At 36.8% G+C, this 26,356-nt stretch carries 21 protein-coding genes; 17 read left to right on the top strand and 4 right to left on the bottom strand.

Features of this window, described 5'->3' with window-relative positions; translation table 11 throughout:
* Nucleotides 1-12 precede the first annotated feature (12 nt).
* The gene (locus ACZ427_RS04060; RefSeq protein WP_464883530.1) at nucleotides 13-1,587 is read left to right on the top strand and encodes a class I adenylate-forming enzyme family protein; all 1,575 of its coding nucleotides are present in this window, start codon (nucleotides 13-15) and stop codon (nucleotides 1,585-1,587) included.
* 643 nt (nucleotides 1,588-2,230) lie between these two features.
* Here ACZ427_RS04060 and istB read toward each other — a convergent pair.
* Both istB and istA read right to left on the bottom strand, forming a co-directional pair.
* Nucleotides 2,231-2,995 (bottom strand): IS21-like element helper ATPase IstB, encoded by a 765-nt coding sequence (gene istB / locus ACZ427_RS04065; protein WP_464883432.1) that lies wholly within the window; start codon nucleotides 2,993-2,995, stop codon nucleotides 2,231-2,233.
* On the bottom strand, nucleotides 2,992-4,560 hold the full coding sequence (gene istA, locus ACZ427_RS04070; RefSeq protein WP_461180033.1) for an IS21 family transposase: 1,569 nt from the start codon (nucleotides 4,558-4,560) through the stop codon (nucleotides 2,992-2,994). The genes istB and istA overlap by 4 nt, the downstream gene beginning before the upstream one ends.
* Before the next feature lie 682 nt (nucleotides 4,561-5,242).
* On the opposite strand from istA, the gene ACZ427_RS04075 reads away from it, so the two are divergent.
* The 10 genes from ACZ427_RS04075 to ACZ427_RS04120 all read left to right on the top strand — a co-directional run bounded on the left by ACZ427_RS04075 (nucleotide 5,243) and on the right by ACZ427_RS04120 (nucleotide 18,605).
* On the top strand, nucleotides 5,243-6,838 hold the full coding sequence (locus tag ACZ427_RS04075) for a class I adenylate-forming enzyme family protein (RefSeq protein WP_464883531.1): 1,596 nt from the start codon (nucleotides 5,243-5,245) through the stop codon (nucleotides 6,836-6,838).
* Between the two features lie 228 nt (nucleotides 6,839-7,066).
* On the top strand, nucleotides 7,067-9,277 hold the full coding sequence (locus ACZ427_RS04080; protein ID WP_461177936.1) for a helix-turn-helix domain-containing protein: 2,211 nt from the start codon (nucleotides 7,067-7,069) through the stop codon (nucleotides 9,275-9,277).
* Between the two features lie 145 nt (nucleotides 9,278-9,422).
* Nucleotides 9,423-10,277: a 3-hydroxyacyl-CoA dehydrogenase family protein gene (locus ACZ427_RS04085; RefSeq protein WP_461177935.1), complete on the top strand. Its 855-nt coding sequence runs from the start codon at nucleotides 9,423-9,425 to the stop codon at nucleotides 10,275-10,277.
* A gap of 25 nt (nucleotides 10,278-10,302) precedes the next feature.
* Nucleotides 10,303-11,082, top strand: coding sequence for an enoyl-CoA hydratase/isomerase family protein (locus ACZ427_RS04090; protein WP_461177934.1), 780 nt, complete (start codon nucleotides 10,303-10,305; stop codon nucleotides 11,080-11,082).
* Between the two features lie 16 nt (nucleotides 11,083-11,098).
* Nucleotides 11,099-12,280, top strand: a complete 1,182-nt coding sequence (locus ACZ427_RS04095) for an acetyl-CoA C-acetyltransferase (RefSeq protein WP_461177933.1) — start codon at nucleotides 11,099-11,101, stop codon at nucleotides 12,278-12,280.
* A gap of 363 nt (nucleotides 12,281-12,643) precedes the next feature.
* On the top strand, nucleotides 12,644-14,347 hold the full coding sequence (locus ACZ427_RS04100) for an acyl-CoA dehydrogenase family protein (protein WP_461177932.1): 1,704 nt from the start codon (nucleotides 12,644-12,646) through the stop codon (nucleotides 14,345-14,347).
* 26 nt (nucleotides 14,348-14,373) lie between these two features.
* The gene (locus tag ACZ427_RS04105; protein WP_461177931.1) at nucleotides 14,374-14,805 is read left to right on the top strand and encodes an acyl-CoA thioesterase; all 432 of its coding nucleotides are present in this window, start codon (nucleotides 14,374-14,376) and stop codon (nucleotides 14,803-14,805) included.
* A gap of 381 nt (nucleotides 14,806-15,186) precedes the next feature.
* Entirely contained in the window at nucleotides 15,187-16,743 is a 1,557-nt protein-coding gene (locus tag ACZ427_RS04110; protein ID WP_461177930.1) for a class I adenylate-forming enzyme family protein, read from the top strand.
* Between the two features lie 39 nt (nucleotides 16,744-16,782).
* On the top strand, nucleotides 16,783-18,162 hold the full coding sequence (locus ACZ427_RS04115) for a xanthine/uracil/vitamin C permease (protein ID WP_461177929.1): 1,380 nt from the start codon (nucleotides 16,783-16,785) through the stop codon (nucleotides 18,160-18,162).
* Nucleotides 18,163-18,197: 35 nt separating this feature from the next.
* Entirely contained in the window at nucleotides 18,198-18,605 is a 408-nt protein-coding gene (locus tag ACZ427_RS04120; RefSeq protein ID WP_464883532.1) for an acyl-CoA thioesterase, read from the top strand.
* 153 nt (nucleotides 18,606-18,758) lie between these two features.
* On the opposite strand, the gene ACZ427_RS04125 is transcribed toward ACZ427_RS04120, so the two are convergent.
* A complete protein-coding gene (locus ACZ427_RS04125) occupies nucleotides 18,759-19,523 on the bottom strand; it encodes an IclR family transcriptional regulator (RefSeq protein WP_461177927.1) in 765 nt (254 codons plus the stop codon).
* A 293-nt stretch (nucleotides 19,524-19,816) separates the two neighbouring features.
* Between ACZ427_RS04125 and ACZ427_RS04130 the strand changes: the two genes are divergently transcribed.
* The 4 genes from ACZ427_RS04130 (at nucleotide 19,817) to ACZ427_RS04145 (ending at nucleotide 23,741) form a co-directional block, all read left to right on the top strand.
* Nucleotides 19,817-20,938: a cupin domain-containing protein gene (locus tag ACZ427_RS04130; protein ID WP_461177926.1), complete on the top strand. Its 1,122-nt coding sequence runs from the start codon at nucleotides 19,817-19,819 to the stop codon at nucleotides 20,936-20,938.
* Nucleotides 20,939-20,951: 13 nt separating this feature from the next.
* Complete coding sequence (locus tag ACZ427_RS04135) at nucleotides 20,952-21,842, top strand: fumarylacetoacetate hydrolase family protein (protein WP_461177925.1); 891 nt, start codon at nucleotides 20,952-20,954, stop codon at nucleotides 21,840-21,842.
* 184 nt (nucleotides 21,843-22,026) lie between these two features.
* Nucleotides 22,027-22,818: a sulfite exporter TauE/SafE family protein gene (locus ACZ427_RS04140; RefSeq protein WP_461177924.1), complete on the top strand. Its 792-nt coding sequence runs from the start codon at nucleotides 22,027-22,029 to the stop codon at nucleotides 22,816-22,818.
* Nucleotides 22,819-22,835: 17 nt separating this feature from the next.
* Nucleotides 22,836-23,741: a LysR family transcriptional regulator gene (locus tag ACZ427_RS04145; protein WP_461177923.1), complete on the top strand. Its 906-nt coding sequence runs from the start codon at nucleotides 22,836-22,838 to the stop codon at nucleotides 23,739-23,741.
* Between the two features lie 114 nt (nucleotides 23,742-23,855).
* On the opposite strand, the gene ACZ427_RS04150 is transcribed toward ACZ427_RS04145, so the two are convergent.
* The gene (locus tag ACZ427_RS04150; protein ID WP_461177922.1) at nucleotides 23,856-24,572 is read right to left on the bottom strand and encodes an IclR family transcriptional regulator; all 717 of its coding nucleotides are present in this window, start codon (nucleotides 24,570-24,572) and stop codon (nucleotides 23,856-23,858) included.
* Between the two features lie 321 nt (nucleotides 24,573-24,893).
* On the opposite strand from ACZ427_RS04150, the gene ACZ427_RS04155 reads away from it, so the two are divergent.
* Both ACZ427_RS04155 and ACZ427_RS04160 read left to right on the top strand, forming a co-directional pair.
* Nucleotides 24,894-25,841 (top strand): fumarylacetoacetate hydrolase family protein, encoded by a 948-nt coding sequence (locus ACZ427_RS04155; protein ID WP_461177921.1) that lies wholly within the window; start codon nucleotides 24,894-24,896, stop codon nucleotides 25,839-25,841.
* Between the two features lies 1 nt (nucleotide 25,842).
* Complete coding sequence (locus ACZ427_RS04160) at nucleotides 25,843-26,337, top strand: DinB family protein (protein ID WP_461177920.1); 495 nt, start codon at nucleotides 25,843-25,845, stop codon at nucleotides 26,335-26,337.
* The last annotated feature ends 19 nt before the right edge of the window (nucleotides 26,338-26,356 follow it).

Genomic DNA, 26,356 nt, shown 5'->3' on the forward strand with positions numbered 1-26,356 from the left:
AATATTATGTATTTGTCTACCAATACACAGACCTCAATGATCTATGACATTATTAAAAACTCATCTAGTGCGTACAATGATAAGATTGCTTTCGTTTCAGGGGATAAGCAATTTACGTTTCAGGAGATTGATTTCCTCTCCAATCGGTTAGCCAACCATTTTTTATCACTGGGTTTAAAAAAAGGGGATGTTGTTGCTGTACAACTCCCTAATTCATGGGAGTTTGTCATAACACATCTTGCCATCTCAAGAATTGGATTGGTTTTTAATCCATTAAGCCCAGCGTATAGAAAAAAAGAATTGAAATATATGTTGTCCCATTGTGATACGAAAGCATTTATAACCGTTGATACGTATAAGAATTTCAACCATGAAAATTTAGCCAATGAGCTAAAACCGGAATTAAAGGAACTGGAACACGTTATTATCAATGGACAATCAGAAGAACATCGTAATATATCTTTAGAATCTTTATTAGATACTGACGTACCAGAAAATAGTAATCAACCAAGTTTACCAGTAAAAACTGATCCAGCCTTAATTATGTTTACATCTGGTACAGAATCCAATCCAAAGGCTGTTTTACACACCTATGAATCCTTTGTTCCCGCACATTTAATAAATAGTCAGGAAAATCAACTTACAGCTGAGGACAGGATTCTCAGTTTAACACCTTTATGTCATATGTTTTCTCTTCCGTTGATTATGTCCGGAATGAAATATGGGGCTACACAATATATTTTAGATAACTATCAAATAGATAGAGTAATGGACATAATTGAAAAAGAAAAGATTACTTATCTTACAGCATCTCCTGCACATCTAATCGATATCGTTCATTTTATTCGTGGAAATCAGGAACAAAATCTACAGCTTCGTTTAATCCAAACAGGTGGATCAAAGATACCTTCCCAGCTGGTGAAAGACTTGAGAAGATTAATTGGTGCAAGTATTATTTCGCAATGGGGAATGACTGAAATTTGTGCGGGTACGTTTACAAGGCCGGATGATAAAGAATCCTTAGCATGGGAAACCGTTGGAAAGCCAACGCTCGCAGGTAGAGTGATTATAGTTGATGAGAAACATCGGATGGTTTTGAATCGTGAAACAGGACAAGTAGCATTTAAAGGGGAGTGTCTGTTTAGAGGGTATTATAAAAATGAGCTGGCAACTGAACAGGCATTCACAGAAGATGGTTATTTTTTGACTGGTGATCAAGGGTGGCTGGATGATGAAGGATACCTCCATTTTGTTGGTAGAAAAAAAGACACAATCAACCGTGGTGGTCTAAAATACCATGCATCAGAAATTGAAGAGATATTGCAAATGCATCCCGGAATTAATCAGGTGGCTGTTGTAAGCGTCCCAGATGAACGATTAGGTGAGCGAGCATGTGCTTTTGTTTCATTACGAGAAAATATGGATATTGATTTATCTGATATTAAGGAATTTTTATTGGATAAAGGGATTGCTACGTATAAGCTTCCAGAATTTCTTCAGATTAAGTCAGATTTGCCAACGACCCCTTCAGGTAAGTTTATAAAAGGCCCGTTACGCAGGGAGGCGGAATCTCTAGCACTGACATAAAATGATCCAAAAGGGATTTGCGGTTGAGAATAAATCTATATAAGTTGAATTTAAATTTCACCCCTCTATCAATTCAGAACACTTGTGGATGGCACAACTTAGATAGAATCTTTCGTTTAACTTATAAATGATAATAAAATAGGTTTTCTTCACAATCTGAGAACCAGGCGTGCCTGGTTCTTTTTCGCAGTTAAGAAACCAGCATGGCAGCTAACAGAATGCCGCCATATTCTATAATGAAAGCAGCTAATTTAACCAGAAGACTGTCCTCTAACTTGAGACTGAGATACTCGTCCCACCGAAAAGGTGAATTACTTTTGACACAAAAGATATAAAAGACGACGTAACTTTATCATGGTTTTGCTTTCTCCCATTCCTTTTGAATCCGAGTGCTATCACAATCGCTTCGGCAGAATACTTCGCTTTCCGCGGGCACGGCTTCAGTCTCCTCGCGGAAGGTCACCGCTGCGGGGTCTTCAGACTCGTGCTGTTCCCGCAGGAGTCTACGTATTCTGCCTACGCTAAGAGTGGCGTTTTGATTATAAAAAGGATAAAGCTCATGGAATCTATGTTTCATGGAGGCTTTCTCACTCAAATAGAAAGCTGTTGTGACCGTCAAGTAAAAAGACACAATTTATGCTCATTAATTTGAAACACTTTCTTGCCCAAATATGGTCGACCTATGTTTCATTCGGTAACTATCTTCATTTAAATGAATAATCTCAACCCGATGTAAAATTCTATCTAATATTGCTGTTGTAATTGCTTGGTCTCCTAATAATTCACCCCATTCTTTTGGTCCTTTATTTGATGTTAAAATAATGGATGACTGATTATATAAATCATTGATCAAATGAAAAAACATATTTGCTTCCTGTTGATCCATTGCCATAAACATCAAATCATCGATAATGACTAAATCTGCATCTCTTATTCTTTTCATTCTCGTCTGTGATTTACGAGTAATTTCCTCCGTTTTCAGTACGTGGACAAGGTCTCCCATCGTAGTAAAGATAACCTTGTAACCTTGGTTTAACGCTTCAATACCCAACCCGATTGAAATGTGAGTTTTCCCACTACCTGGTGGTCCTAATAGAATGATATTGTGTAACTGTTCTATCCACGTTAAATCCTTCAATCTATTCAAATGTTTGTTGCTCAATGATTTCTGTTCTTTTAAATTGAATTCTTCTAATGTCTTTTGGAAAGGAAATGTAGCCCATTTAAATCGTTTTTCTAATTGCTTTTCTTCTCTCCTAGTTTGTTCATATTTTGCTACATCTAAGAGGAACTGAGTAAAGGATGAATCCTTTTGCTCAGCTTCTCTAATTAATGTAGGAAGGTGATTCGCTGTTTCTGCTAAACGTAGAGTCTTCATCAACTCTTTCAATTGGTTCAACTGGCTCATATTGACTCACCTTCCAATATGGCAGTATAAGTATCCACTTCTCTTTTTTGAGTCTCCGTCTCCATAACCAAACCAGAAACCCCTTTTAAGTGTGTTACATTCTCAGCGGTGTCAGTCACTGTGTCTTCAACTTGTCGGTGTTGTTTTACATAGGCGACGACATCGCTAAAATCTGTTGCACCATAAAGGTTCTTTTTTATACACTCATTCAATGCTGCCGATAGAATTTCCCTGTTATTTACTTTTGTCTCTTTTAATATCATTTGAAGCTGATCCCTAATATATCGAGGGTACTTTTCTTTTACTTTTTGTAGATAACCATAAGCTATCTCATTGTCATTAAATTGCTGGGAAACGGTATTCATAAATGCATCAATACCTTTTGTTCTATCTCGGCTATGCTTCCTATCTTTAATCAATAACCCCTTCCCGTCAGGGATATTATGCTTTGCGATGATTTCACCTGTTTTAGGGCTATAAATGATTAATTCCTTTTCTTCGGTTTCCTTAATGCAGACAGTTTCATACTTGCCAAACGTCGCCAATGGAAGGGAATAACGATTAGATAAATAACGAATAGTATTGTCCTTATGGACACATCTTGATATACTATTTTCATAGCTATATTTTATATCTAGATTTTTGGTGACTGGTCTTAAGTGTTGTCTTTCCAGGGAAAACACTTCGACCGGTCTCTTTTTTGTTGTATGATGAATTTTATAGTTTCCAGTTCTATTGAGCCATTCCCAACCCTGTTCATTCCAAGAATCAATGTTATGAAATACTCGATGTTTAGCGAAGTTATGTTTAATAAAACCAACTACATTTTCGATTTTTCCTTTACTCTCTGGATCCGCCTTGCGGCAAACACGAAGGGTTAGATTCCTAGATTCTTTATATTGTTGGAACTCTTGCGTTAAAATTAAATCCCCGCCATTCTCACTGACGACTATTAAACTATCTTGGTCGTATACTAATTCACTTGGAATTCCCCCAAACCACCTAAATGCATTTTCATGTGCTTTGATGACATCTTGAGTAGTGAAAGGCCTATCTAACCATTCTTTATATTTATATCTAGAATTAGATAATACAAAAGCTATAAAGTTTAGTTTTACTTCCTTATTATCGACTGCTTTCTGTTTAGTATGACCAAAATCAACTTGTATTTGTTCACCCATAGGTGAATCGGGTATAGCCTCATATATTCGTGGTGAAGTTTCCTTCTTTATTTTATATTCCTCTCGAAGCTCTCTAACATATGATCGAACCGTACTTTCACCTATTTTTAAATCTTCGTACTTCTCTTTTAGCCAATCTTCTACTTGTGCGGCGGACATATCTGGATGTTCCCTCAACCAAGATAATATCAGCTCTTTATAAGTATCTAATTTCTTACTCCTCGTTTGAAGTGAATCTACCCACTCAGTCATATCCGAAGGAGACTTTTTTAGATAACGATATACTGTTGATCTTGATATTCCTAGCTTGTCTGCCACCTTCGTCTTACTGAATCCCTTTTTGATTAACTGACTTATTTCCATATACATTTCCCACTTATCCACCTTCTGCTACCTCCACTGTTGTATGTTATAGGATATAAACATTTTACAATGGAAAGTATCTATATTTTATTGGTATATTTGGGTAAATAAGTGTTTCTTTTTATCTAGCAAAAACTGTCTACTCTAGTTTAGCAGTCACAGCTGTTCTAAGCTGCTTAAAAAATGCGAGACTCCAACGGGAAAAGGAACAGTCTGAAGACCCCGCAGCGAGCGGGCTTTGCGAGTGAGGAGGCTGAAGCATTCCCCGTGGAAAGCGAGTATTTTTAAGCAGCGATGGAGTAGCACTCATTTTGTAAAGGATGAGAGGAAGTCACAGTTAGGTTACTTCGTCTTTTATATCAACTGCGACGTTAAAGCGGAACAATATTTACGAAAAGAGCCAACCAGAAAAAGGTGTGAACTTGGTTGATGGTTATACTTAATAATTTTTCCTGTTCTAATAAACATATTTTCATACCAAAGTGTAAAACTTTCTATCTGCATAAGTTCGGGCTAGGGATTTTTGCCACAAAAGCCAAGTTTTCTAATATATAACTAAACGGACGACTAGCATTTTCTTCGTACAAAAGATAGGATGTAAAAACACACATTTCCTACAAAATGGTGGTTACATTTCGCTTATTACTGTTTTAAAATTGTGATAAATATAAAAATAATTGTAAGCGTTAACAGAATAGAAAGGATGGGAATGATGGATTCGGTGAAAACAAATAATTTTACAACTGTACAATTGCTCCAATCTGCTCTCAATCAATTTCCTGAAAAAGAAGCTGTATATGATGGCACCAGAAGAATGAGTTATCGTGAATTGGATAATGAAAGCAGTTTGATTGCTTCAGAATTAAAGAAAATAGGTATACAAAAAGGGGATCATATTGCAGTCTCGCTTCCAAACTGGCATGAATTTGTTATTATTGTGTTTGCAATAGCAAAAACGGGAGCGGTTATGGTTCCATTTAATACAGGGTATCAGGAATCAGAAATCGAATATATTTTAAATAATGCAAAGGTAAAGGCTGCTTTTTTTACGGATGAAATAAATGAGGATAACCTTTGGGATTCATTTTATAATGTTTATAAAAAAGGGAATTATTTAGAACATCTCATCACTGTACGGGCAGAGCGGGATGAATCGATATCATATGATGAAATGATTGAAAAAGTGGAAAATTCCAACATTGTACTACCCGAAGTGGAGCCAGAAGATGTAGCAATTATTATGTATACATCTGGCACAACAGGTAATCCGAAGGGTGCAATGCTTACTCACCGTAATATAACAAGCACTGGTTCTGTATCATCCGATGTTATGGAATGTACACAAGACGATGTGTTTTTGATTCAAGTCCCTATGTTCCATATTTTTGGAATGGTACCTGGTTTAATGTCTGCGATTGCTATCGGGGCGAAAATGGTTTTAACACAGGAGTTTAAAGCGGAAAAAGCGCTGCAAATTGTAGAGCAGGAGAAAATAACCGTTCATCACGGGGTGCCGACGATGTTTATTTTGGAATTAAACCATCCAGATATAAATAAATATGATTTGACTTCTCTACGTACAGGTATTGTAGCAGCTGCTCCTATACCAAGTGAGATTATCGGTGAAATACGAGAAAAAATGCATTGTGAAGTTCTAAGTTCTTATGGAATGACGGAAGCATCCCCATGCTTAACATTTTGTACCTTCGAAGACGACGATATAACAAGAGCAGAAACAGTTGGAAGGGCAATGCCTGGTGTTGAAATTGAAATCGTTGACCAGGAAAGTGAAGATGCAGTGAATACTAGGGACATAGGTGAAATCGTTGCAAGAAGCCCAGGTATCATGAAAGGGTATTATGAAATGACTGAAAAAACGAAGGAAGTATTGAGTGAGGACGGTTGGTTTCGAACCGGGGATATAGGTACAATGGATGAGAAGGGAAATGTTCGAATTGTTGGCAGGAAGAAGGACCTGATCATTCGAGGTGGATACAATATATATCCACGTGAAATCGAAGAAGAATTTTACAAGCTTGATGAGGTACTGGAAGTGTCAATTGTTGGTTTACCGGATACTGTCCTTGGGGAAATTCCATGTGCCGCAATTACATTAAAGGAAAATGTTTCACTGACAGAGAAAGATTTAGAAGATTATATCAAAGAAAAAGTGGCACGCTATAAAGTTCCTGACATCATTTCTATTGTTCCTGAACTCCCGATGACAGCATCAGGGAAAATCAGTAAACTTAAATTACAAACGGAACTAAAAGAAAACTTGGCTGATAGACTTCGTTAATCATGATATATTAAAGCACTTTCGCCTAACGGTGATAGTGCTTTTACCTTGTTTACCAATTTTTTCTTAACATTCCACGATCGTTACTAAAGTCCTTAGCTAAGCGACTTCTAGGTTCTATTCTTCTTGTAAAAGTGAAATTACTCCATTATACTTAATAATATTTCGATTGGAATTTTCATTTATTTCAGTTATTACCAAACTTGAGGGAGGAGGGTCAATATGCCAATGAATAAACGAGATAAACTAATAAGAAATATAGAAAATCATCTGAGACTTACTGCAAGACAGCTTTTAAAGTTTGATACAGAGGAAGAAGTATTACGATATCTTGCGGATTCATTTCAATCACGATTTGAATGTGATTTTGTGGGTGTAATTATTCAGGAAGGTGACAGCATTTCTCCAAAGATGTGGAGTGGTGGACTGGACGTTTTAAGAAGAGGGTTCCCGATAAAGGTCGATGATTGTACACCATCATTGTTTCAGCAAAGTGTGAAATTTGATGATGACCATCTTGATGAAACTTGTGAGTTTATAAACCTTGTTAATAACGAGGATATCAAGACATGGTTTACGGTTCCGATTCAGGATGAACAACGAACGTATGGTTTTTGTGCAATTGGATACCTTGATTTTATTCCATTACTGGAACTGGACGAGACATTTGATGAATTTGGAAAAGATATCGCACTTGCACTTTCTCTAACCAAACAAAAAGAACAGGAACAAAAGAAAATGATGGGTATCGAATTCATCAGTCAAAATCTTTCTCTAAATGAATCGATTGAAAATCTCGTGGAAAAAATTGTTAATCAAGCCGGGAAAGGAACGAATGCGACATTTGCTGGGATTTATTTATATGATGAAGAACAAAATCACTTTAAATTTCAACCACCATCCTATGGCAGTTTCTGGAGACCGGAAAAAATATTCGTACAGAAAAACTATGTACTAAAAGAGTATTTTCCGTATTTGGAGGCACCTGGTGGAAAAGAACTTACGGTTCCATTAATGATGGACGTGCAGACAGTTGGCGTATTACATGTTGAAAAAAAGCAGACAGGTATTTTTACATATGAAGATTTGGAAATGTTAACAGTTATGGCCGAACATGTTTCATCTTTGTTGAGGAATGCTTATTTATATAAAAATGAAAGAGACCAAATGAAACGGCTGCATTCTTTATTAGATTATCAGCAAATTTTAATTAAAAAGACAATCAACGAGGATGATTTTAATGGAATAACAACGGTTGTGAGTGATATGTTTCAAAAACCAGTTCTGTTAATGGATCGCTTTTTACATCCAATTTCTTACAAATCCTTCCCTGTTGAGAATATAGAATTAATCCTGGAAGAAATTAAAGTACAAATGGAAAAGGTTAAGGATACCTCCGATTATTCATTAATCTCCCTGCATATCGATGGAAAGGTGAGGGAATTTTTTATTTGTCCGGTTAATGGCGGCAGGGATTTAGTTGGGTATTTCATCGTTGAAAATGATGAAAATGAGCTCGAAGCATTTGATCAGTTAGCAGTTGATTTAATAAGAAATATTTATTCGGTTCAATTTATTAAACAAAAGCTTGTCCTCGATACGAAATCACAGGTGAAAGATAATTTTGTGGATATGTTACTTGTGGAAGAAATTGAAGAAGTAGATATGATTATGCAATATGCAAATATTTTTCAGTGGAATGTATTTGGTTCCCACCGTGTCGCTGTCTTATCTATCAAATTGGATGAAGTGGAATTACGTTCGAATGATATTCTTGAACAACAAGCAAAAAAGTCGACGGTATTCGATCAATTAAAATCAAAAATCTCTAATTATGATCCAAATATCATGTTTGCGAAAAAAGGTGAAGTATACATTTTAATAGCTCCAGAAGGAAAAGAAATTCCAAATGAAAAAAAGTACTGGAATCAGTTAGTCAGAAACATACAGAAATGGCTGCTTGAAGGAGAAGTGGCTTGTTATGGAATGCTTGGAATAGGTGGAAAAACAAATAAACTGGAAGATTATTATAAATGTTATAAACAGGCGCTTCAAACACTTAATGTTGTTATCCATCAACAGATTGCAGAACATTACGCGTTTTTTGAAGATTTGGGTTCGTACACATTACTGCATTTAATAAAAGATACAGCTGAAGCCCATTATTTTATGCAAAATTATTTAGAAAAACTTATGGACCATTCAAAAGGGAATAATATTAATCTGTTTAAGACATTAAGAGTGTACTTAGAACAAAATGGAAGTATTAAAAAAACATCAGATGCATTATTCATTCATCGTAGTACACTACTCTACCGGATAGAAAAAATCAAAGAGATCCTTGAAGTGGATATGGATGATTCTGACATTCGTTTTAATTTGATGATGACCTATAAATTATTCGATTTACAGCATAACGAAAAGGAGGGGCATCGTTAAATCTTTTTTTATCCATAAACGTTTACTACATTTTATATGAAACAACATTGCATTTTCATACATTATGAATATATTAATTTCCAACTATTCCTTTTATAATTAATTTATACAAAAATAATGAAGCTAATAAAGGGAGGAATTTTTGATGGCAATTCAAACAGTTGGTGTAGTTGGTGCAGGTTCAATGGGAAGTGGTATCGCAAATTTGGCTGCTACATCTGGATATAATGTTATTTTAAGAGATGTTGAAGAAAGATTTATAGAAAATGGTTTATCAAGAATCGATAAATTTATGAGTAAAAGTGTTGAAAAAGGTAAAATCACAGAAGAAGAAAAGGCAGAAGTGCTTGGGCGAATACAAGTAACAACTAAAATAGAAGATTTAAAAGAAGCAGATGTTGTTATTGAAGCAATTATTGAAGATATGGATGCCAAGAAAAGCGTGTTTGCTGATCTTGATCGTATCGTTCCTGAAGGGACAATACTTGCTACAAACACATCTTCCATGTCAATTACAGAAATTGCAAGTGCAACAAATCGTCCTGAACGAGTAGCCGGGATGCATTTCTTCAATCCTGCACAATTAATGAAACTGGTAGAAGTTGTTCGTGGTTACGAGACAAATGATGAAACGGTGGAAGAGTTAAGAGCATTATCTAAAAACCTCAATAAAGAGCCGGTTGTTGTAAATAAAGATACACCTGGTTTTATTGTTAACCGTATTATGATTCCACAATTTATTGAAGCTATCAGATTATTGGAGGAAGGCGTTGCATCTGCGGAAGATATTGATAAAGCAGTAACGCTGGGACTGAACTATCCGATGGGGCCATTTACATTACAGGATTATGCGGGTGTCGATATCGGTCATTTCGTAATGGAGTATATGGCAAATGAATTCGATGATAACCGTTTTGCTCCACCGATGTTAATGAAGCAAATGATGAGAGCTGGAAGAAATGGTAAGAAATCAGGCGCGGGATTCTATGACTATAAATAATTATTGATTTAAGGAGGAAATTTAAATGAATTTCGAAAATCTTATCTGTGATATTAATAATAATCTGGCAATTGTAACGATCAATAATCCACCGGTAAATCCGTTGAATTCTCAAGTTTTTAAAGAGTTAGATCAATTGATAGATGAATTAGAAGATAATGAAGAAGTAAAAGCAATTATTTTAACTGGAAGTGGAGAAAAAGCATTTGTCGCTGGTGCAGATGTAAAAGAAATGGCTTCAAAGGATTTAGTTGGCGTTAATCAGATGAATAAAAAATCAAGGGCTGTATTTTCTAAAATTGAAAACGTTACCAAACCAGTAATTGCTGCCATTAATGGTCTCGCCTTAGGTGGAGGGTTTGAATTGGCGTTGGCATGTGATTTACGAATTAGCTCCGATAAGGCTAAATTTGCTTTTCCAGAAGTAGGGCTTGGCATTATTCCTGGTGGTGGTGGAACACAACGCCTGCAGAAAATTGTTGGCCAGGGGATTGCAAAAGAGTTAATTTACTTTGGTGATATGTTGGACTCAGCAAAAGCACTGGAATTCCAACTTGTCAATAAAGTTGTGGGACATGAAAAATTGCTTGATGAAGCGATTGAATGGGCACAGAAACTGGTGGAAAAACCATCTGTCGCATTACAAATGGCAAAGCTGGCAATCAATAATGGAAGCAATGTTGACATTGAGTCTGGTTTAACGATCGAGACATCAGCTTTTGCAACGGCTTTTTCCTCAAAAGATGGGAAAGAAGGAATAACTGCATTTACTGAAAAAAGAAAACCTGAATTTATTGGAAAGTAGAGCGGGGGGAAATAGAATGGAAAAGAAAGATATCGTTTTATTGGATGGTGCACGTACACCTTTTGTGAACTTCAATGGTAAATTTAAAAATATTACAGCAACCGAATTGGGGGTAAGTGCGGCAAAAGAAGCGGTTAACAAAGCAAACATTAGCGCTGATCAAATTGATCATGTCGTATTCGGAAATGTGCAGCAGTCTTCCAAGGATGCACACTTACTAGCAAGACACGTCGGATTAAAAGTTGGGACACCTCAACATGTGCCAGCAGTAACCATTAATCGTGTATGTGGTACAGGCATTGAGGCAATTGCTGCAGGTGCCCGGCATATTCTTGCAGGTGAGGCAGAGGTTGTTTTAGCAGGAGGGACAGAAAATATGAGTCAAGTTCCTCATGTTGTTCGGGGAATGAGATGGGGGAGTCCACTAGGCCCTGTTAAGGTAGAAGATTGGCTATGGGAAGGATTAGAAGATACAAATGTTGGTTGTACCATGGCACAAACGGCAGAGAATCTTGCCGAAGCGTATCAAATTCCACGCCAGGAAGTGGATGAACAAGCTTTATCCAGTCACCAACGGGCATTACAAGCAAGAGAAAAAGGGTTATTAAACGAGGAAATTGTTCCTGTTACCGTTAAAGGAAAAAAAGGCGATGTCGTCGTTGATCAAGATGACCATATTCGAGATACAAATATGGAACAATTAGGGAAATTAAAACCGCGCTTTGTTGAAAATGGCGTCGTTACACCGGGCAATGCAAGCGGAATGGTTGATGGGGCTGCTGCAGTTGTTATTGCCTCCGCAGAGTATGCGGAAAAGAATGGGCTAAAACCAATTGCAAGACTTGTTTCCTGGGATGTTGTTGGAGTGAAGCCGGAACATATGGGGATTGGTCCAGTACCGGCAATCAAAGGTGCTGCTGAAAAAGCAAATCTATCGGTTAGTGATTTTGACTTAATTGAAATTAATGAAGCATTTTCTGCCCAATATCTGGCTTGCCAAAAAGAATTAGGATTTGATCTGGAAAAAGGAAATGTGAATGGTGGGGCAATTGCTATTGGACACCCGTTAGCTGCAAGTGGCACAAGGATTTCCCTTTCCCTTATTTATGAATTAAAACGTCGTAATCAAAAGTATGGTGTTTCCTCAGCGTGTATTGGCGGTGGCCAGGGAATAGCCGCGATATGGGAAGCGTTATAGTTTAGTAGAGTAGAGGGAGAGAAAGATGGTGACTAAGAACATGGAGCCACCATCTTTAATGAAAACAGCTAATTTAACCTGAAGGCTTTTTTCTAAAAGATTTGGACGTAACATACCGCAGCGGAAATCGACATAGCAGTTACGTCGCATTTTATATCAACTGCGAGACGTAAAAGAGCCAATCTGAAATAGATATAATCTTGGTTGATAGTGATTACACTGAATAATTTTTCCTGTTCTAATAACAGTTGTTTTCATACAAAAGTATAATTTTTTATTGTATAAGTACGGATTTTGGTCTTTCGCCACAAGGGTTTGGCGAATAGCTAAGGTTTCAAATAATGCCGATTGAGGTGAACCTGAATGGAAAAGATAAAGGATTACCAAAGTGATTCATTTTTCACGGAAACGTTTGGTCTCGATGACATTTTTACAAAAGAAGATTTTACCGACGAACATCAAATGATGGCAGATACTGCAGCCAGTTTTGTGGATCAAGATCTTTTGCCTGTATTACCAGAAATTGAAAACCAGGATTTCGACAAGGTAAAAAGTATGATACGAAAATCTGGAGAAATAGGTTTACTTGGAATAGATATACCAGAAGCATATGGCGGAATGGAATTAGATAAAGTTAGCTCGATTATTATAACAGAACAAATAGCAAAGGGACGTTCCTTTTCAATTACATACTCTGGACAGGTTGGAATTGGTTCTCTTCCAATCGTTTATTATGGTTCAGATGATCAAAAAAAGAGGTATCTTCCATTAGTTGCTTCAGGTGAAAAGATTGGCTCTTATGCACTAACTGAGCCAGATGCTGGAACAGATGCAATAGGGATTAAAACAACAGCAAAACTTAACGAAGATGGCACACATTATATAATTAATGGAGAAAAGCAATTTATCACAAATGCCTCTTTTGCTGACTTTTTTATTCTTTATGCGAAGATTGATGGCGAAAAATTCACTGCTTTTATTATTGATAAGGATGCAGCAGGATTGACGATTGGTCCGGAAGAGCAAAAAATGGGCTTGAAAGGTTCTTCAACAACATCCATTGTTTTAAATGATCTCAAGATTCCAGTTGAAAATGTACTTGGAGAAATTGGGCGAGGACATTCAATCGCCTTTAATATTTTAAATATTGGAAGGCATAAGATTTCAGCAACTTGTCTTGGAACATCAAAAAGAGCATTGGAATTGGCGGTGCAGCATGTAACTGAACGAAAACAGTTTAAGCGTGCCCTTTCCGAGTTCAGCTTAACAAAAGAAAAAATTGCTACGATGACTTCTAATATTTTTACAATGGAAAGCATGGTCTATCGAACAGCAGGAGAATTTGAAAAAGGTGCAGACTACGCGAAAAACAACAATATTCCATTTATTAAAATGCTAAAGGATTATGCATTAGAATGCTCTGTGAACAAGGTGCTTGCTTCAGAGATGTTGGACTATATTGTTGATGAAGCTTTGCAACTGCACGGTGGATATGGGTTTATTTCGGAATATGAGATAGAAACGCTATATCGGGACTCACGAATTAATCGTATTTTCGAAGGTACGAATGAAATTAATCGAATCGTTATTGCTAATACCATGCTGCAAAATAGTGATAATTACCTGGTAAGTCGAAAGGTAAAGGAAGGGCAATCCCAGGAATTACAGAGTCAATGGCAATTACTGAGGGCATTGCGGGAGTTTACTTCTACATTTATACACGATGTGAAAGAAGCATATTCAAACCCTGATGAGGAACAGGAGCTACTGGTACGGATTGCAGATTTTTCCATTTTAACATATGCATTGGAAAGTAATTTGGTTAGATTCGAGAAAATGCTGCGAAATAATTCCAGTAAGAATTTGAACCAAAGTGAACGTCTCGTTAAAGTTTTTGCGGAGGAAGCTGCCGTCCAATTTCTGACAAAAGCTATGTCCATTTCTTATAACTCTAAAAAATTAGCGCAAAAATTATCTGAACTGGTTTCTCACATTAATGAGTCACGTATTGATGTCATTGAAGAAAAAAGACAAATTGCAAATTTTGTTATGGAGTCAGGGAATTAAGATAATGATGAGAGAGGGCGATTAACGTGAAAAACATTCATCAAATTAAAGTTTATTTTGGTGATACCGATGCAGCAGGAATTGTATTTTATCCAAACTTTTATAAGTGGATGGATCAAGCTTCTGCTGAATTATTTGCAACAGCGGTTCGTCCAACATCAAGACTTTATAGTGAGAAGAATATTTTACTTCCGTTATTAGAAACATTCTGTGAGTTTCATTTTCCATTACTTCATGAAGATATTGTGGATATTCATTCGGAGGTAACGGAGGTCCATAGAAAGACATTTCGAGTAGAACATACGTTTAAACGTGGAGAAAAAGTGATGGCGAAAGGCTATGAGATTAAAGCCTGGACGAAGCAGACAGATGGAAAACTAAAAGCAGAAACTATTCCTGATAGTGTAAGAAAGAAATTGGGGTTTGATGTGAGATCAACCATTTCTGAAAGGGTATAATACGAACGCACCACGGTTACTATGTCCACCTGGCTTTCCACAAGAAAATCGTATAAAAGTAGAAAAAGAATAAAGAAGCATAATGTGGGAACATTTTTTCTTCCTACTTATGCTTCAAATTTTTTAAGCGAAATTCCTATATTTTGTAGCATGTATAGACAGCGGTTCTTTGCTATAATTTTAGATAATTCAATATTGTTACCGCTTACATAGCGAGGGGATGATAAGTTCTTGCTTATAATATGGCATATCACAACCAGTGTACGTGCTCTATAATTGACAATAATATAACAAACCTAAGTAGAGAACCAAGTAACAATCAAAAGCAGAAAGTGTTCTATAAATCTACAAAATTTCCTGATTTGAAATGGGAGGAAGAAAATGCTTACAAACAAAAGAGTCTTATCTGTTGCGAACCTTCTGGAAAAACAAGTGGAAAGATATGGTGATAAAGAATTAATTAGTGATCAGAAAGAGAGATTATCCTATCGGGAATTTGGGGACAAGGTAAATCGGCTGGCAGGCGGGCTGTTAAAACTTGGCATACAAAAAGGAGATAGGATAGGTGTATGTTTACCTAATTGGCATGAAATGGCTGTTATATTTTTTGCCAGTGCTAAAATAGGAGCAACCGTTGTTCCTTTTAACCCAATGTATCGATCACAGGAAATTGAATATATCTTGAAAAACTCGGAACCGAAAGCTTTGTTCATTTCCCAGACATTTAAAGATAATGTTGGGATTGATTTAGCAGTATCATTAGTTAAAGATGTTATTTCAGTAAGATTTAATCATGAAGCTATACGAACATTGGATGAATTAGATCGTAACCCTCCTGTAGAAAATGTAGATGTTTCTATAAACGTTGACGAAGACCTTTTTTGCATATTGTATACATCTGGTACAACAGGTTTACCAAAAGGAGTAATGACATCACATAGAAGTATCGTCCATTGTGCAAATACCGTTGCAAAGGGAATGAGATGCACAGAAGATGATGTTTTTATCGTACCAGCTCCTTTATTCCATATTTTTGGAATAACATGTAATCTGGCAACTGCAATAGCATCAGGAGCCCGTATAGTATTAATGGAGAAATTTCATCCTGAAAAAGTACTTCAATTAATTGAACAAGAGAAGGTTACAATTCACCAGGGAGTACCTACGATGTTCTTAAAAGAACTGGAACAAGAGAACTTTTCCCAATATGATTTATCCACGTTACGTACTGGAATGGTCGGAGCTGCACCGATTACTCCTTACCAAATGAAAAAAATAAGAGAAGAAATGGGAGTTAATCTATGTCAATCATTTGGGATAACTGAGACAGGATCTCTCACCCTTACTGGATATGATGATGATGAAGATATCATTTGTTCCACTTTAGGACAGCCAATTGATGGAGTTCAAATAAAAATCGTGGATGAAAACCGTGAAGCTTTAGTAAATGGAGAAGTTGGAGAAATTGCTGTTCAAAGTGTTGGAACAATGAAAGGTTATTATAAAATGCCTGAACAAACCAATATGGTATTAGATGAAAGAAATTTTTATTACACAGGGGATCTTGGTAAACTGGATGAAAAAGGAAACCTCCATTTCATTGGGAGACAGAAAGAAATGATCATTCGAGGGGGATTCAATATCTACCCCCAAGAAATTGAAGAATTACTTAAAAAACACCCGAAAATTTCTGAAACAGCAGTAGTGGGGTTACCTGATGAAGTATTAGGAGAAGTAGTGTTTGCTGCGGTTCATTTGAAGTCTGGAATGCAAAGTGATGAAGAAGAGATGAAAGATTATATCACAGAACATATGGCTAAGTATAAAGTTCCAAAGGGGATTGTATTTGTCGATGCATTTCCTGTTACTGCAAGTGGGAAAATACAGAAAGCGAAATTGAAGAAACAGTTACAACAAAAATTAGAACAGAATATATAAAAGCCAAATATGAAAGCGTTTAGGGAGGATAGAAATATTATGTCTATGTATAATCGGAAAAATGGAGAAGAACAGCCATTTTGGTCCATTGGTAAATACAAATTACGCTTGCCGCTTATTCATTACCGTCTGGAAACACCAGAGTTGATTCAAGGTCTCGTTATTTTTACTATCGGATTAAGTATGATAGAAATAATGACAGGAATCCTTGAGATGAGTTATGCTGCAGCATTAACCATAACGATATTCACACAATTTTTAATGTTACTTCCTTCTACACTTGGAGTACCGTTTGTTTCCGGCTTTATAACACCTTTAATTCCAGTACTAGTTGTATTTTTGGGTAATTATGAACCGGGACCAGAGGCTATACAAGCATTGATTGCAGTACAAATGGCAGTTGCAGTTATTTTCCTCATACTTGGGATGACCGGGTTTGGTAAACTATTTATAACAAAACTGCCAAACTCCTTAAAGGCAGGTATTTTAATAGGGGCAGGTATTGCTGCTATATTGGGAGAAATTGAAGAAGGTGGAAGATTGGCTGCCACACCAATTACACTAATATTAGGCGGGATTCTATGTATTTATATCATGTTCTCAAATTCTTTTAAAAATCTTTATAAGAAATACGCTTTCTTAAAATTTATTGCAAGTTACGGGATCATGCCAGCTATTATTGCAGCAATAATAATTGGAGTAGTGGTTGGTGAATATACTACACCACAAGTGGAATGGGGTATCACTGTACCAGCATTGGCCGAAATGTGGAATGTTACTCCATTTGTAGTCGGTTTTCCATCATTGGAGATGTTTGTTGGTGCAATACCAACAGCTGTTTTAGCTTATATTATTGCATATGGTGACATCGTAGTAGGTAACCAGCTGATTAAACGGGCAGGTAAATCCAGAAATGATGAAAAAATCGATTATAATTTAAACCAGGTACATGTACTTACATCTATTCGAAGTTTTGCTCATGCATTCTTTTTACCACATCCAGGTCTTGCTGGTCCGATTTTTACTGCAGGTACCGCAAGTGTTGCTGAACGGTATACATTCGGAAAAAAAGCGATGGATTCGATTTTCTCAGGTACGAATTCATTATTGATATCCCTGGCGCTTGCTATCTTTATTTTACCGTTAGTTACATTCTTTCAGCCATTTCTACCAATCGCATTATCCATAACTCTTTTGTTAACAGGATATCTGTGTATTACAACTGGTATACAGCAGATTAAATCGGAATCGGAAATTGGGGTAGCAGGTGTAATGGCAATTGTCCTGGCAGTATATGGTGCACTATACGGATTAATTGTTGGATTTTTATTATATTACCTTGTTCAACGATCTACGGTTTTTGGTGCTGAGAAAAATGCTGATAGTGAGGTGGAAGACAAGGAAGAGAAGATTGGGTGAAATTGAATATGCAGGTAAACAGAAAGGAATCATAGATGATGAAGAATAGCTATACAATTAAGGTGGCATTTGGTGATACACATGCAGCAGGTATTGTGTTTCATACAAACTTTTATCGTTGGATGGATCAGGCTACACATTATTTGTTTGGAGACCTTATTCTACCAATGTCACGGTTATTTAATGAAAAAAATATTGCATTACCATTGCTGGAGACCTTTTGTAAATATCATTCTCCTCTGGTCTTTGAAGATGTTGTGGAAATTCAATCAGAGGTGATTGAATTAAAGAATAAGGTTTTTAAGGTGAAACATGACTTTATTAAAAATGATGAGTTAGTAGCATCTGGATATGAGGTTAGAGCCTGGACATTGAAATCAAATGGTAAACTAAAGGCGGTAACAGTTCCAGAAGAAATACAAGAAAAATTAATGCGAGGATAAAAGACTGCGAATGTGCAGTCTTTTTCTTTTGGTGTGCCCGGCATGGGAAGTTATGGAAAAGCGGGAGGAAATCGCCCGTAAGAAATCATGATTGGTGAAAAAACAAAAGCTAATCACACCCAAGGTTTACCTGTCATTTTCGGTCTGTAAAAGTTAAGATTCTACCAATCCCATTTCCCCTGAAATCTCTTTTCCTTTTATTCGTAAGTATTCACTCCGTTCATCCGTCTTATCAGATGGAATTGTTTTTTCAAATCCGACAATAACAATACTGCCAACTATATTATCTGCATAGTTAAAAATTGGAATGGCGATTGACGAGACAAAAGTGGCTAGTGCTCCTGTAGCAAAGGCTATTTTTTGGCTGCGGATTTCATCCAATTCGTTTTCCAGTTCTTTCACCTGTTCCGTACTCATTTTGTTGTATTCTTTTTCTTTCCAGATATCAGAAATAAGGCCAGTTTGAAATGCAGCGAAAAGTTTGCCCCCGGCAGAATGAATAGGAAGCATGGAACCTACTTGTCCACCCAAATTTAGTCCACTGCTACTATGGATCATTTGTGCAATCATTGGCCCCTCATTTGTCCAAGTGGTAAGTAAAGTCGTCTCTTCTAGTTTTAGATTAATTTCTTCCAGGAAAGGATTTACTTTATCCATGATATTTTCTTTATTTAAAGCGGACATACCATATTGTATAAGTGTTGTTCCCAATGAATAAGCGCCAGTTTCCTTATTGCGATAAACCGCACCTAGTGAGGTTAAGGTATTCAAGTATTTATATAAATTGCTTTTAGTGATATTCGTTTCATGATGAATTTCATTGAATTTTAGTGGTTTTGTATGTTTGGATAATAAATCGATAATTGTAAATCCAACTAATAAAGATTGAATCTGTGCACCTTTTTTTGGTTCTGCCATTGTTCATCCCATCCTGTTCTCATTTATAAGTGAATTACTAATTATATTAGTATCGTAAAGTATCTTAGTCAATGGAATCAGCTAAAGCCAACTTTTAATTTATACAATTGAGTGAATGAAATAGTCGGTAGCGAATCAGGGGAATCATGCTGAATAAACTTAATGGAACCTTAAATTGATGCACTTTTTTAAATTGGTAAATAACTATTGACAAAAACAAGTAAAATCATATATTATCTAAATAGATAACTTAATTAAATAAATAGATAATAAATTAATAGAGGAGTGAGCGAATGGCGGATAAAAAAGTTTATACTCAAAAGGAATTAGATCAATATTATAATGGATTGAAAACAAAGCATTTAGGACCGCTTTGGCATGACCTTGGGCATATGGTGACAAAAGAGCCGGTGCATGATGTGGAACCATATCTTTGGAAATGGAAAGACATTCGAGATTATGCTTTGGCTGCTGGTGATATACTTGAGCCGGGAAAGGACGCAGAACGAAGGGTAGTATATCTGCAAAATCCAAGTCTTCTTGAAAGAGGTTTGGTAGGGTACGGTACACATACACTTTATGCAGGTATTCAATTATTGCTTCCAGGTGAGTTTGCGCCATCCCACCATCACTCACAGACTGCCATCCGATTTATTATTGAGGGTGAAGGTGCCTATACGGCCGTAAATGGTCAAAAAACGTACATGGAACGTGGGGATTTGGTTTTAACACCTGCATGGACGTGGCATGAACATAAACATGAAGGTACAGAACCTGTTTTTTGGCTGGATGGTCTTGATGTTGGCTTGGTCCGTACACTAGCAGCATCGTTCTTTGAACCATATGAAGATGAGTTCTACCCATTGAAACCAGAAGGTAACTATTCAAATGAACAAATTGCCAATGGCGCGTTTAAAAAGTTGAATGAAACCGTAGAGCCGGGTTATCCTTCCCCGATTTTTGGTTATAAATTTAACCGTGTAGAAAATGCGTTAAATCAAATGAAAGAAGAAGACAATGATCCATATGATGGTTATGCTATCGAATATATCAACCCAACAACAGGTGGATCCGCTGATTCCAGAGTTGGTACAATGATGCAAAAATTGACACCAAATCAGCAAACAAAGGCACATCGTCATGTGCATAGTGCAATCTACCATGTACTTGAAGGTGAAGGGTATACGGTGATTAATGGAGAGAAGTTTGAATGGGAAAAAGGAGATTTCTTCATTTTGCCGCCGTGGAGTTACCATGAACATGTGAATACATGTGATACAGATGCTTTCTTATTCTCATTTAATGATAAGCCTGTCATGGAAATGTTGGAATTGGAGCATGGTGAGACTTTGAAAGAAAATAATGGCCACCAGGAAATCAAATCTACCTTCAAACCTGAAAAGTTAACAGTATAAAGGATGATGAGATATGAAAATTGCTATTTTTAATGAAAATAAATTAGGAATTGTAATCGTTAATGATAATAAAATAGTGGATGTTTCATCTGCGGCTGATTGGGACAGTAATAATCCAGATTCTTCGTTTCAATACTTAGTTGAAAACTATGAAGCGTTAAAGCCTAAATTGGAACAAGAAAGTAAAACAGGTGAATCTTACGGCCTTTCTGATGTTTTTCTAAAATCACCAGTTCCAAGCACACGTAAAATCTGGGCTGCACCCGTAAACTATAAAAAGCATCAGGAAGAGATGAATAAAGAATTTAATAATGCACCATTAACTATTAAAGATATTGCTTTATTTTTGAAATCACCTGACTCCCTCTCAGGACCAATGGATCCGATTCAGTTACCATATAAGGACCGCCGTACCGACCATGAAGCTGAATTAGGTTATATCGTTGGCAAAAAGGCAAAAAACGTCAAAGCTGAAGAAGCAAAAGATTATATATTTGGTTATTTTGCATTATTAGATATTTCTGTCCGGGGAGATGAGGAGCGAACATGGAGAAAATCCTTTGATACCTTTACACCAATTGGACCGTGGATTGTTACGGCAGATGAGATTGACAACCCAAATCAATTAGATATGAAATTATGGGTTAATGATGAACTAAGACAGGATGGAAACACAAAACATCTGATTTATGACTGCTTTAAGTGTTTTGAAGTCGGCTGTGATAACATGACACTAAATCCTGGTGATATTATTGCAACTGGGACGCCTGAGGGGGTAGGCCCGCTGAAATGTGGGGACACTGTTCGGATTGAAGTAGAACAGGTTGGCGAATTTACAGTTCAGGTTGAAGATGCAAAAGCAGGGAAAGAAAAAAGAGATAAAGAAAAATATTTATACAATTAAATCGGGTAAATGAAAAGACTGCATCGTTTTTGATGCAGTCTTTTCATGGTGTATATCATCCTAAATGTTAGGATTTCATGTGAATCCCTTTTATTTTAACAATTCATTATAGGGTATTCCTTTTCTCATTTTTGTATTTAATTACCGCTTTTTTATGGTACAACATGTAGAGGGGGAATCAGTTATGTTCATCTTACTTATTTTATTAGGATTTTTTGCGAGTGCATATGGCACGATAATTGGAGCTGGCGGGGGATTTTTGGTTGTTCCAGTATTGTTGATGATTTATGACATTACCCCGGAAGCTGCAGCTGCTACGGGTTTAGCCATCGTATTTATTAATGCAGTTTCAGGACTTCCACTGCTGTTAAGGCAAAAGCGGGTTTTATTAAAAATGGGTCTCATTCTGTCGGTAGGAGCCTTCCCTGGTACATTTTTTGGAGAATGGGCAGTTGGGTGGGCACCAAATACAGTGTTTTATACATTGTTCGGTTGTTTGCTAATTGGTTTGGGTGTATTCTTAACTATAAAGAAGCAAAATTCATCTACTATTATCGCGACTACAGCGACAACTTTAAAAGGCAGTGTAGCAGACAAAAGAATGAGTAAAGAACAAATTACAAAAATAGTAAATTACTTGCTGGTCGGTTTTCTGCTTGGAGTTGTCTCTTCCTTTTTCGGAATTGGTGGAGGATGGTTAATGGTGCCCATACTTGCATATGGATTTGGCATCACGATGAAAAATGCAACAGCTACTTCCATGTTCTCATTGGCGCTTTATTCTTTTGTAGGAGTTATTCCATCAGTAATGGATGGGATGGTAATCTGGTCCATCGTGGCTTGGACAGGTATAGGAGTACTCCTCGGTGCCCAGGTAGGAGCGATTTTATCTAAAAAATTAACTGGAGCAACCATCGTCCGCTTATTATCCGTATTAGTCATTGTCATGGGGGTAAGCATGTTCTTTCAAATATAATGAAAAGGAGAGCATCCATGAATATTGATATTTTACAACTGTTTTGTTATGCGGTAGAACATAAAAACATTAGCGCTGCAGCAAAAAAAAACTATTTATCCCAACCGGCTGCAACTAAAAAAATACGGCAGCTTGAAACACATTATTCGGTACTTTTATTTGAAAGGGAGAATAATACACTACAGTTAACGGAAGCTGGAGAAAAGCTTTACCAATACGCAAAAAATATTACCAAAGAATATGACCAATCCGTTGAGGAAATACAAGCTTTACGGAATGAACAGACACGCACACTAAAAATAGGAGCATCGTATACACTTGGAGAATATGTACTTCCGGAAATAATGAGTGAATATCAAAAACATGATCCGGAGCTTTACATAAAACTATCGATCAATAGCACACCTACCGTATTGAAGGATTTAGAAGAAAGAGAGATAGATATTGCTTTTGTAGAAGGGGATATACAAAATAACGGACTGGAAAAACAAGTGATCACTAATGATGTTATTACTTTAATAACGAGTACAAACCATAAATGGGCTGCGAGAAAACATATTGTTCCAAATGACCTATTACAGGGACGGATGATTTCCAGGGAGCAGGATTCTGCTACGCGTAAAATAATAGAGGAACATTTATCTGAAAAAATAAAGATGGAACAAATAAAAAACAGGCTTGAGTTAAGTACAACACAGGCTATCAAAAGTGCAGTACAGTCTGACTTGGGTTATGGCTTTGTGTCCCGTTTGGCAGTTAGCCAGGAATTGAAGGCGGGCCTGCTTTCAGAGATTGATATAAGTGGAATTAGTATACAGCGCCCACTTTGGACTACATACAGATTACAACGTTTTCCAAAAGATTCAATTACTGAATTCGATGAATTTGCCAAGTCCTTTTTACAAGAAAGGTCCGAACAATAGAGAAAATAAGCAAGCGTTTATAAAGGAAACGCACCATTCAGCATTTGGGTAAAGTTGAAGGGTGCGTTTTTTTATTTCGATCAAATAATTTTACGATTTTTTCCATTTCACTTCCTATTCCAGATACCCGAACACCTCGGATATTTCTTTTTTCATATCCAGTAGGTATTGGCTGACAGGGTCGTCAATTTCGGATGGGGTATTCGGAGAGAATCCTACAACCGTAATGATCCCGGCCAATTCCTTATTAAAAGTGAACACTGGGATAGATACCGAAGAGATAGAAGAAACTAATGGTTCATCCGCAAAAGCGATTTGTTGTGTTTTTATTTTTTCCTCGCCATTCTCTGCTACCGATTCCAAGCCATTTTGATTGTAGAAAGCCCTATATATTTTCCCGGAAGACGAGTTGGGAGGCAGTAATGTCCCCAGCTGTGCTCCAATATTGAGAATTTGTTCAGAATTCCAGATTTTTGCGATCACTGGCCCGCGACTGGTCCCAACAGCAAATAGAACGGTATTATTGCTATATTGACTAATCGCCTGCAGGTATGGTGTCACCAGGGCAATAGCATCCTGATTGCCAAGTGCGGTCATCCCAAACGTTATTAATTTGCTACCGAGATGGTACTGTCCGGTTGCTCTGTCCCGGATAACAAGCTTTAATTGGGTCAAAGTATTCATATATTTATATAAATTACTTTTCGTAATTTGTGTTATTTCCTGTATCTCTGCAAATCTTAGCGGTCGTCCTGCTTCTCCAATAGCATCCAGAATAGAAATTCCTGTTTCCAAAGACTGGATAGTATCCCTGCTTTTTTTTGTTGTCAATTGAATCCTCCTTACGTGAATGAATGACAAGTATAGCAGATGTCTGCTGGATAAGTAACGTTATAAGCAAGTCATCTGGAGAATCATTTTTCTATAATCTGATTGTTATTATTCTCTAATAATTTTATAAATAGGTATGATTTTGTAATTGACATTTATAATTATTCTAACTATAATGAAATTATATAAGAGGTGAACACATTATCACAATAGCGGAATTGAATAATTTTTGCAATACCTTAAAATCAAATGAATTCGCTATCATACACAGGAAAAAGAAGAACCAAACAATAACAAACTATTTGGAGAAGGAGAATTTCTATGAAACTAGTAACTTTTACTACTCAAGGATATTCAAGAATTGGAGCAATCGTTGATGAAAACAAAGTCGTTGATCTGAATTATGCTTACCAGGCTCAGCTTCAGAGTGAAGGAAAATATCGCTATAAGGAAATTGCAGAAGCTTATGTTCCAGCACGAATGGAAGCGTTTTTAGAAGGTGGTAATGAAAGCATTGCTGTTGCTAAAAAAGCAGTGGATTTCGCAAATGATAACCCTTCCAGCTTCAATCATAAACTCGTTTTCAATAAAGATGAAGTAAAAGTTGAAGCACCACTTACAAACCCGGGAAAAATGCTTTGTGTTGGGCATAACTACCGTGAGCATATCCAGGAAATGGGTCGTGAACTGCCTTCTAATCCGGTTATGTTTGCGAAATTCGCTAATACGATTGTTGGACCTGAGGATGACATTCCATATTATCCAATATCTGAACAATTGGACTATGAAGCAGAGTTTGCTTTTGTTGTTGGAAAACAAGCAAGAAATGTATCTGAGGCAGATGCACTGGACTATGTAGCAGGCTACACCATCGTAAATGACGTAACATATCGTGACATCCAACGCAGAACATTACAATGGTTGCAAGGTAAGTCAGTTGAAGGAAGTGCTCCAATGGGGCCATGGTTGATTACATCTGATGAACTCACAGATCCAGCAGGGCTTGAATTGGTTCTTACTGTTAATGGAGAAGAAAGACAGCGCTCCAATACTTCAAACCATGTATTTACAGTTCAAAAACTGGTAGAATTCCTGTCTAATCTAATGACATTGGAGCCAGGGGACATCATCTTGACTGGTACACCAGCAGGAGTAGGTTTTGCAAGGGATCCACAAGTATTCCTGAAAGACGGAGATGTTGTGAAAATTGAAATCGACAAAGTAGGTACTTTGGAAAATCGTGTAGCACTACAAGGAGGAGGAAAATAATATGGCAACAGAACAAGTTGAAAAGTATATCCATTCGATTCAGTCTTCCTTTAATGATATTTTGAATACGGTAGAAGGGCTTTCTGAAGAAACAATCCGCTGGAATCCAACGGAAGAAGAATGGTCCATCCTGCAAATTCTGAATCATTTAAATGAAGCAACTCCATACTGGCTCAACGAGATGGAAAGAGTACTGGAAAAACCAGGATCCGAATGGGGTAGAGGCTTGGATAATCCTCCTCGCCTTGAAGCCGTTGAAACGCCAGATAAATTGAATGTCAAGGAAGTCATCAAAGGAGTAGAAGGACTCAAAGGGGAAGTGGAAGAAAGGCTTTCAAAAGTAAGCGATTCCCGTTTGACAGAAGAAAATCCACACCGTAATTTTAAAAAATTTGGCAACAAACCGGTATCGTTCATTGTAGAACATTTTATCGATGAGCATACTGCTAAACACCATGGCCAAATAAAACGTAACCTAAGCAAACTGCCTCAATAAAAAAATTATAGAAGGGAAG

The organism is Virgibacillus ainsalahensis (genome assembly GCF_055380755.1).

Excerpts from the sequence above, each read along its gene's own strand:
- istB (WP_464883432.1), bottom strand. The coding sequence starts at position 2,995 with ATGAGCCAGTTGAACCAATTGAAAGAGTTGATGAAGACTCTACGTTTA.
- ACZ427_RS04075 (WP_464883531.1), top strand. The coding sequence starts at position 5,243 with ATGGGAATGATGGATTCGGTGAAAACAAATAATTTTACAACTGTACAA.
- ACZ427_RS04080 (WP_461177936.1), top strand. The coding sequence starts at position 7,067 with ATGAATAAACGAGATAAACTAATAAGAAATATAGAAAATCATCTGAGA.
- ACZ427_RS04085 (WP_461177935.1), top strand. The coding sequence starts at position 9,423 with ATGGCAATTCAAACAGTTGGTGTAGTTGGTGCAGGTTCAATGGGAAGT.
- ACZ427_RS04090 (WP_461177934.1), top strand. The coding sequence starts at position 10,303 with ATGAATTTCGAAAATCTTATCTGTGATATTAATAATAATCTGGCAATT.
- ACZ427_RS04095 (WP_461177933.1), top strand. The coding sequence starts at position 11,099 with ATGGAAAAGAAAGATATCGTTTTATTGGATGGTGCACGTACACCTTTT.
- ACZ427_RS04100 (WP_461177932.1), top strand. The coding sequence starts at position 12,644 with ATGGAAAAGATAAAGGATTACCAAAGTGATTCATTTTTCACGGAAACG.
- ACZ427_RS04110 (WP_461177930.1), top strand. The coding sequence starts at position 15,187 with ATGCTTACAAACAAAAGAGTCTTATCTGTTGCGAACCTTCTGGAAAAA.
- ACZ427_RS04115 (WP_461177929.1), top strand. The coding sequence starts at position 16,783 with ATGTCTATGTATAATCGGAAAAATGGAGAAGAACAGCCATTTTGGTCC.
- ACZ427_RS04120 (WP_464883532.1), top strand. The coding sequence starts at position 18,198 with ATGATGAAGAATAGCTATACAATTAAGGTGGCATTTGGTGATACACAT.
- ACZ427_RS04125 (WP_461177927.1), bottom strand. The coding sequence starts at position 19,523 with ATGGCAGAACCAAAAAAAGGTGCACAGATTCAATCTTTATTAGTTGGA.
- ACZ427_RS04130 (WP_461177926.1), top strand. The coding sequence starts at position 19,817 with ATGGCGGATAAAAAAGTTTATACTCAAAAGGAATTAGATCAATATTAT.
- ACZ427_RS04135 (WP_461177925.1), top strand. The coding sequence starts at position 20,952 with ATGAAAATTGCTATTTTTAATGAAAATAAATTAGGAATTGTAATCGTT.
- ACZ427_RS04140 (WP_461177924.1), top strand. The coding sequence starts at position 22,027 with ATGTTCATCTTACTTATTTTATTAGGATTTTTTGCGAGTGCATATGGC.
- ACZ427_RS04145 (WP_461177923.1), top strand. The coding sequence starts at position 22,836 with ATGAATATTGATATTTTACAACTGTTTTGTTATGCGGTAGAACATAAA.
- ACZ427_RS04155 (WP_461177921.1), top strand. The coding sequence starts at position 24,894 with ATGAAACTAGTAACTTTTACTACTCAAGGATATTCAAGAATTGGAGCA.
- ACZ427_RS04160 (WP_461177920.1), top strand. The coding sequence starts at position 25,843 with ATGGCAACAGAACAAGTTGAAAAGTATATCCATTCGATTCAGTCTTCC.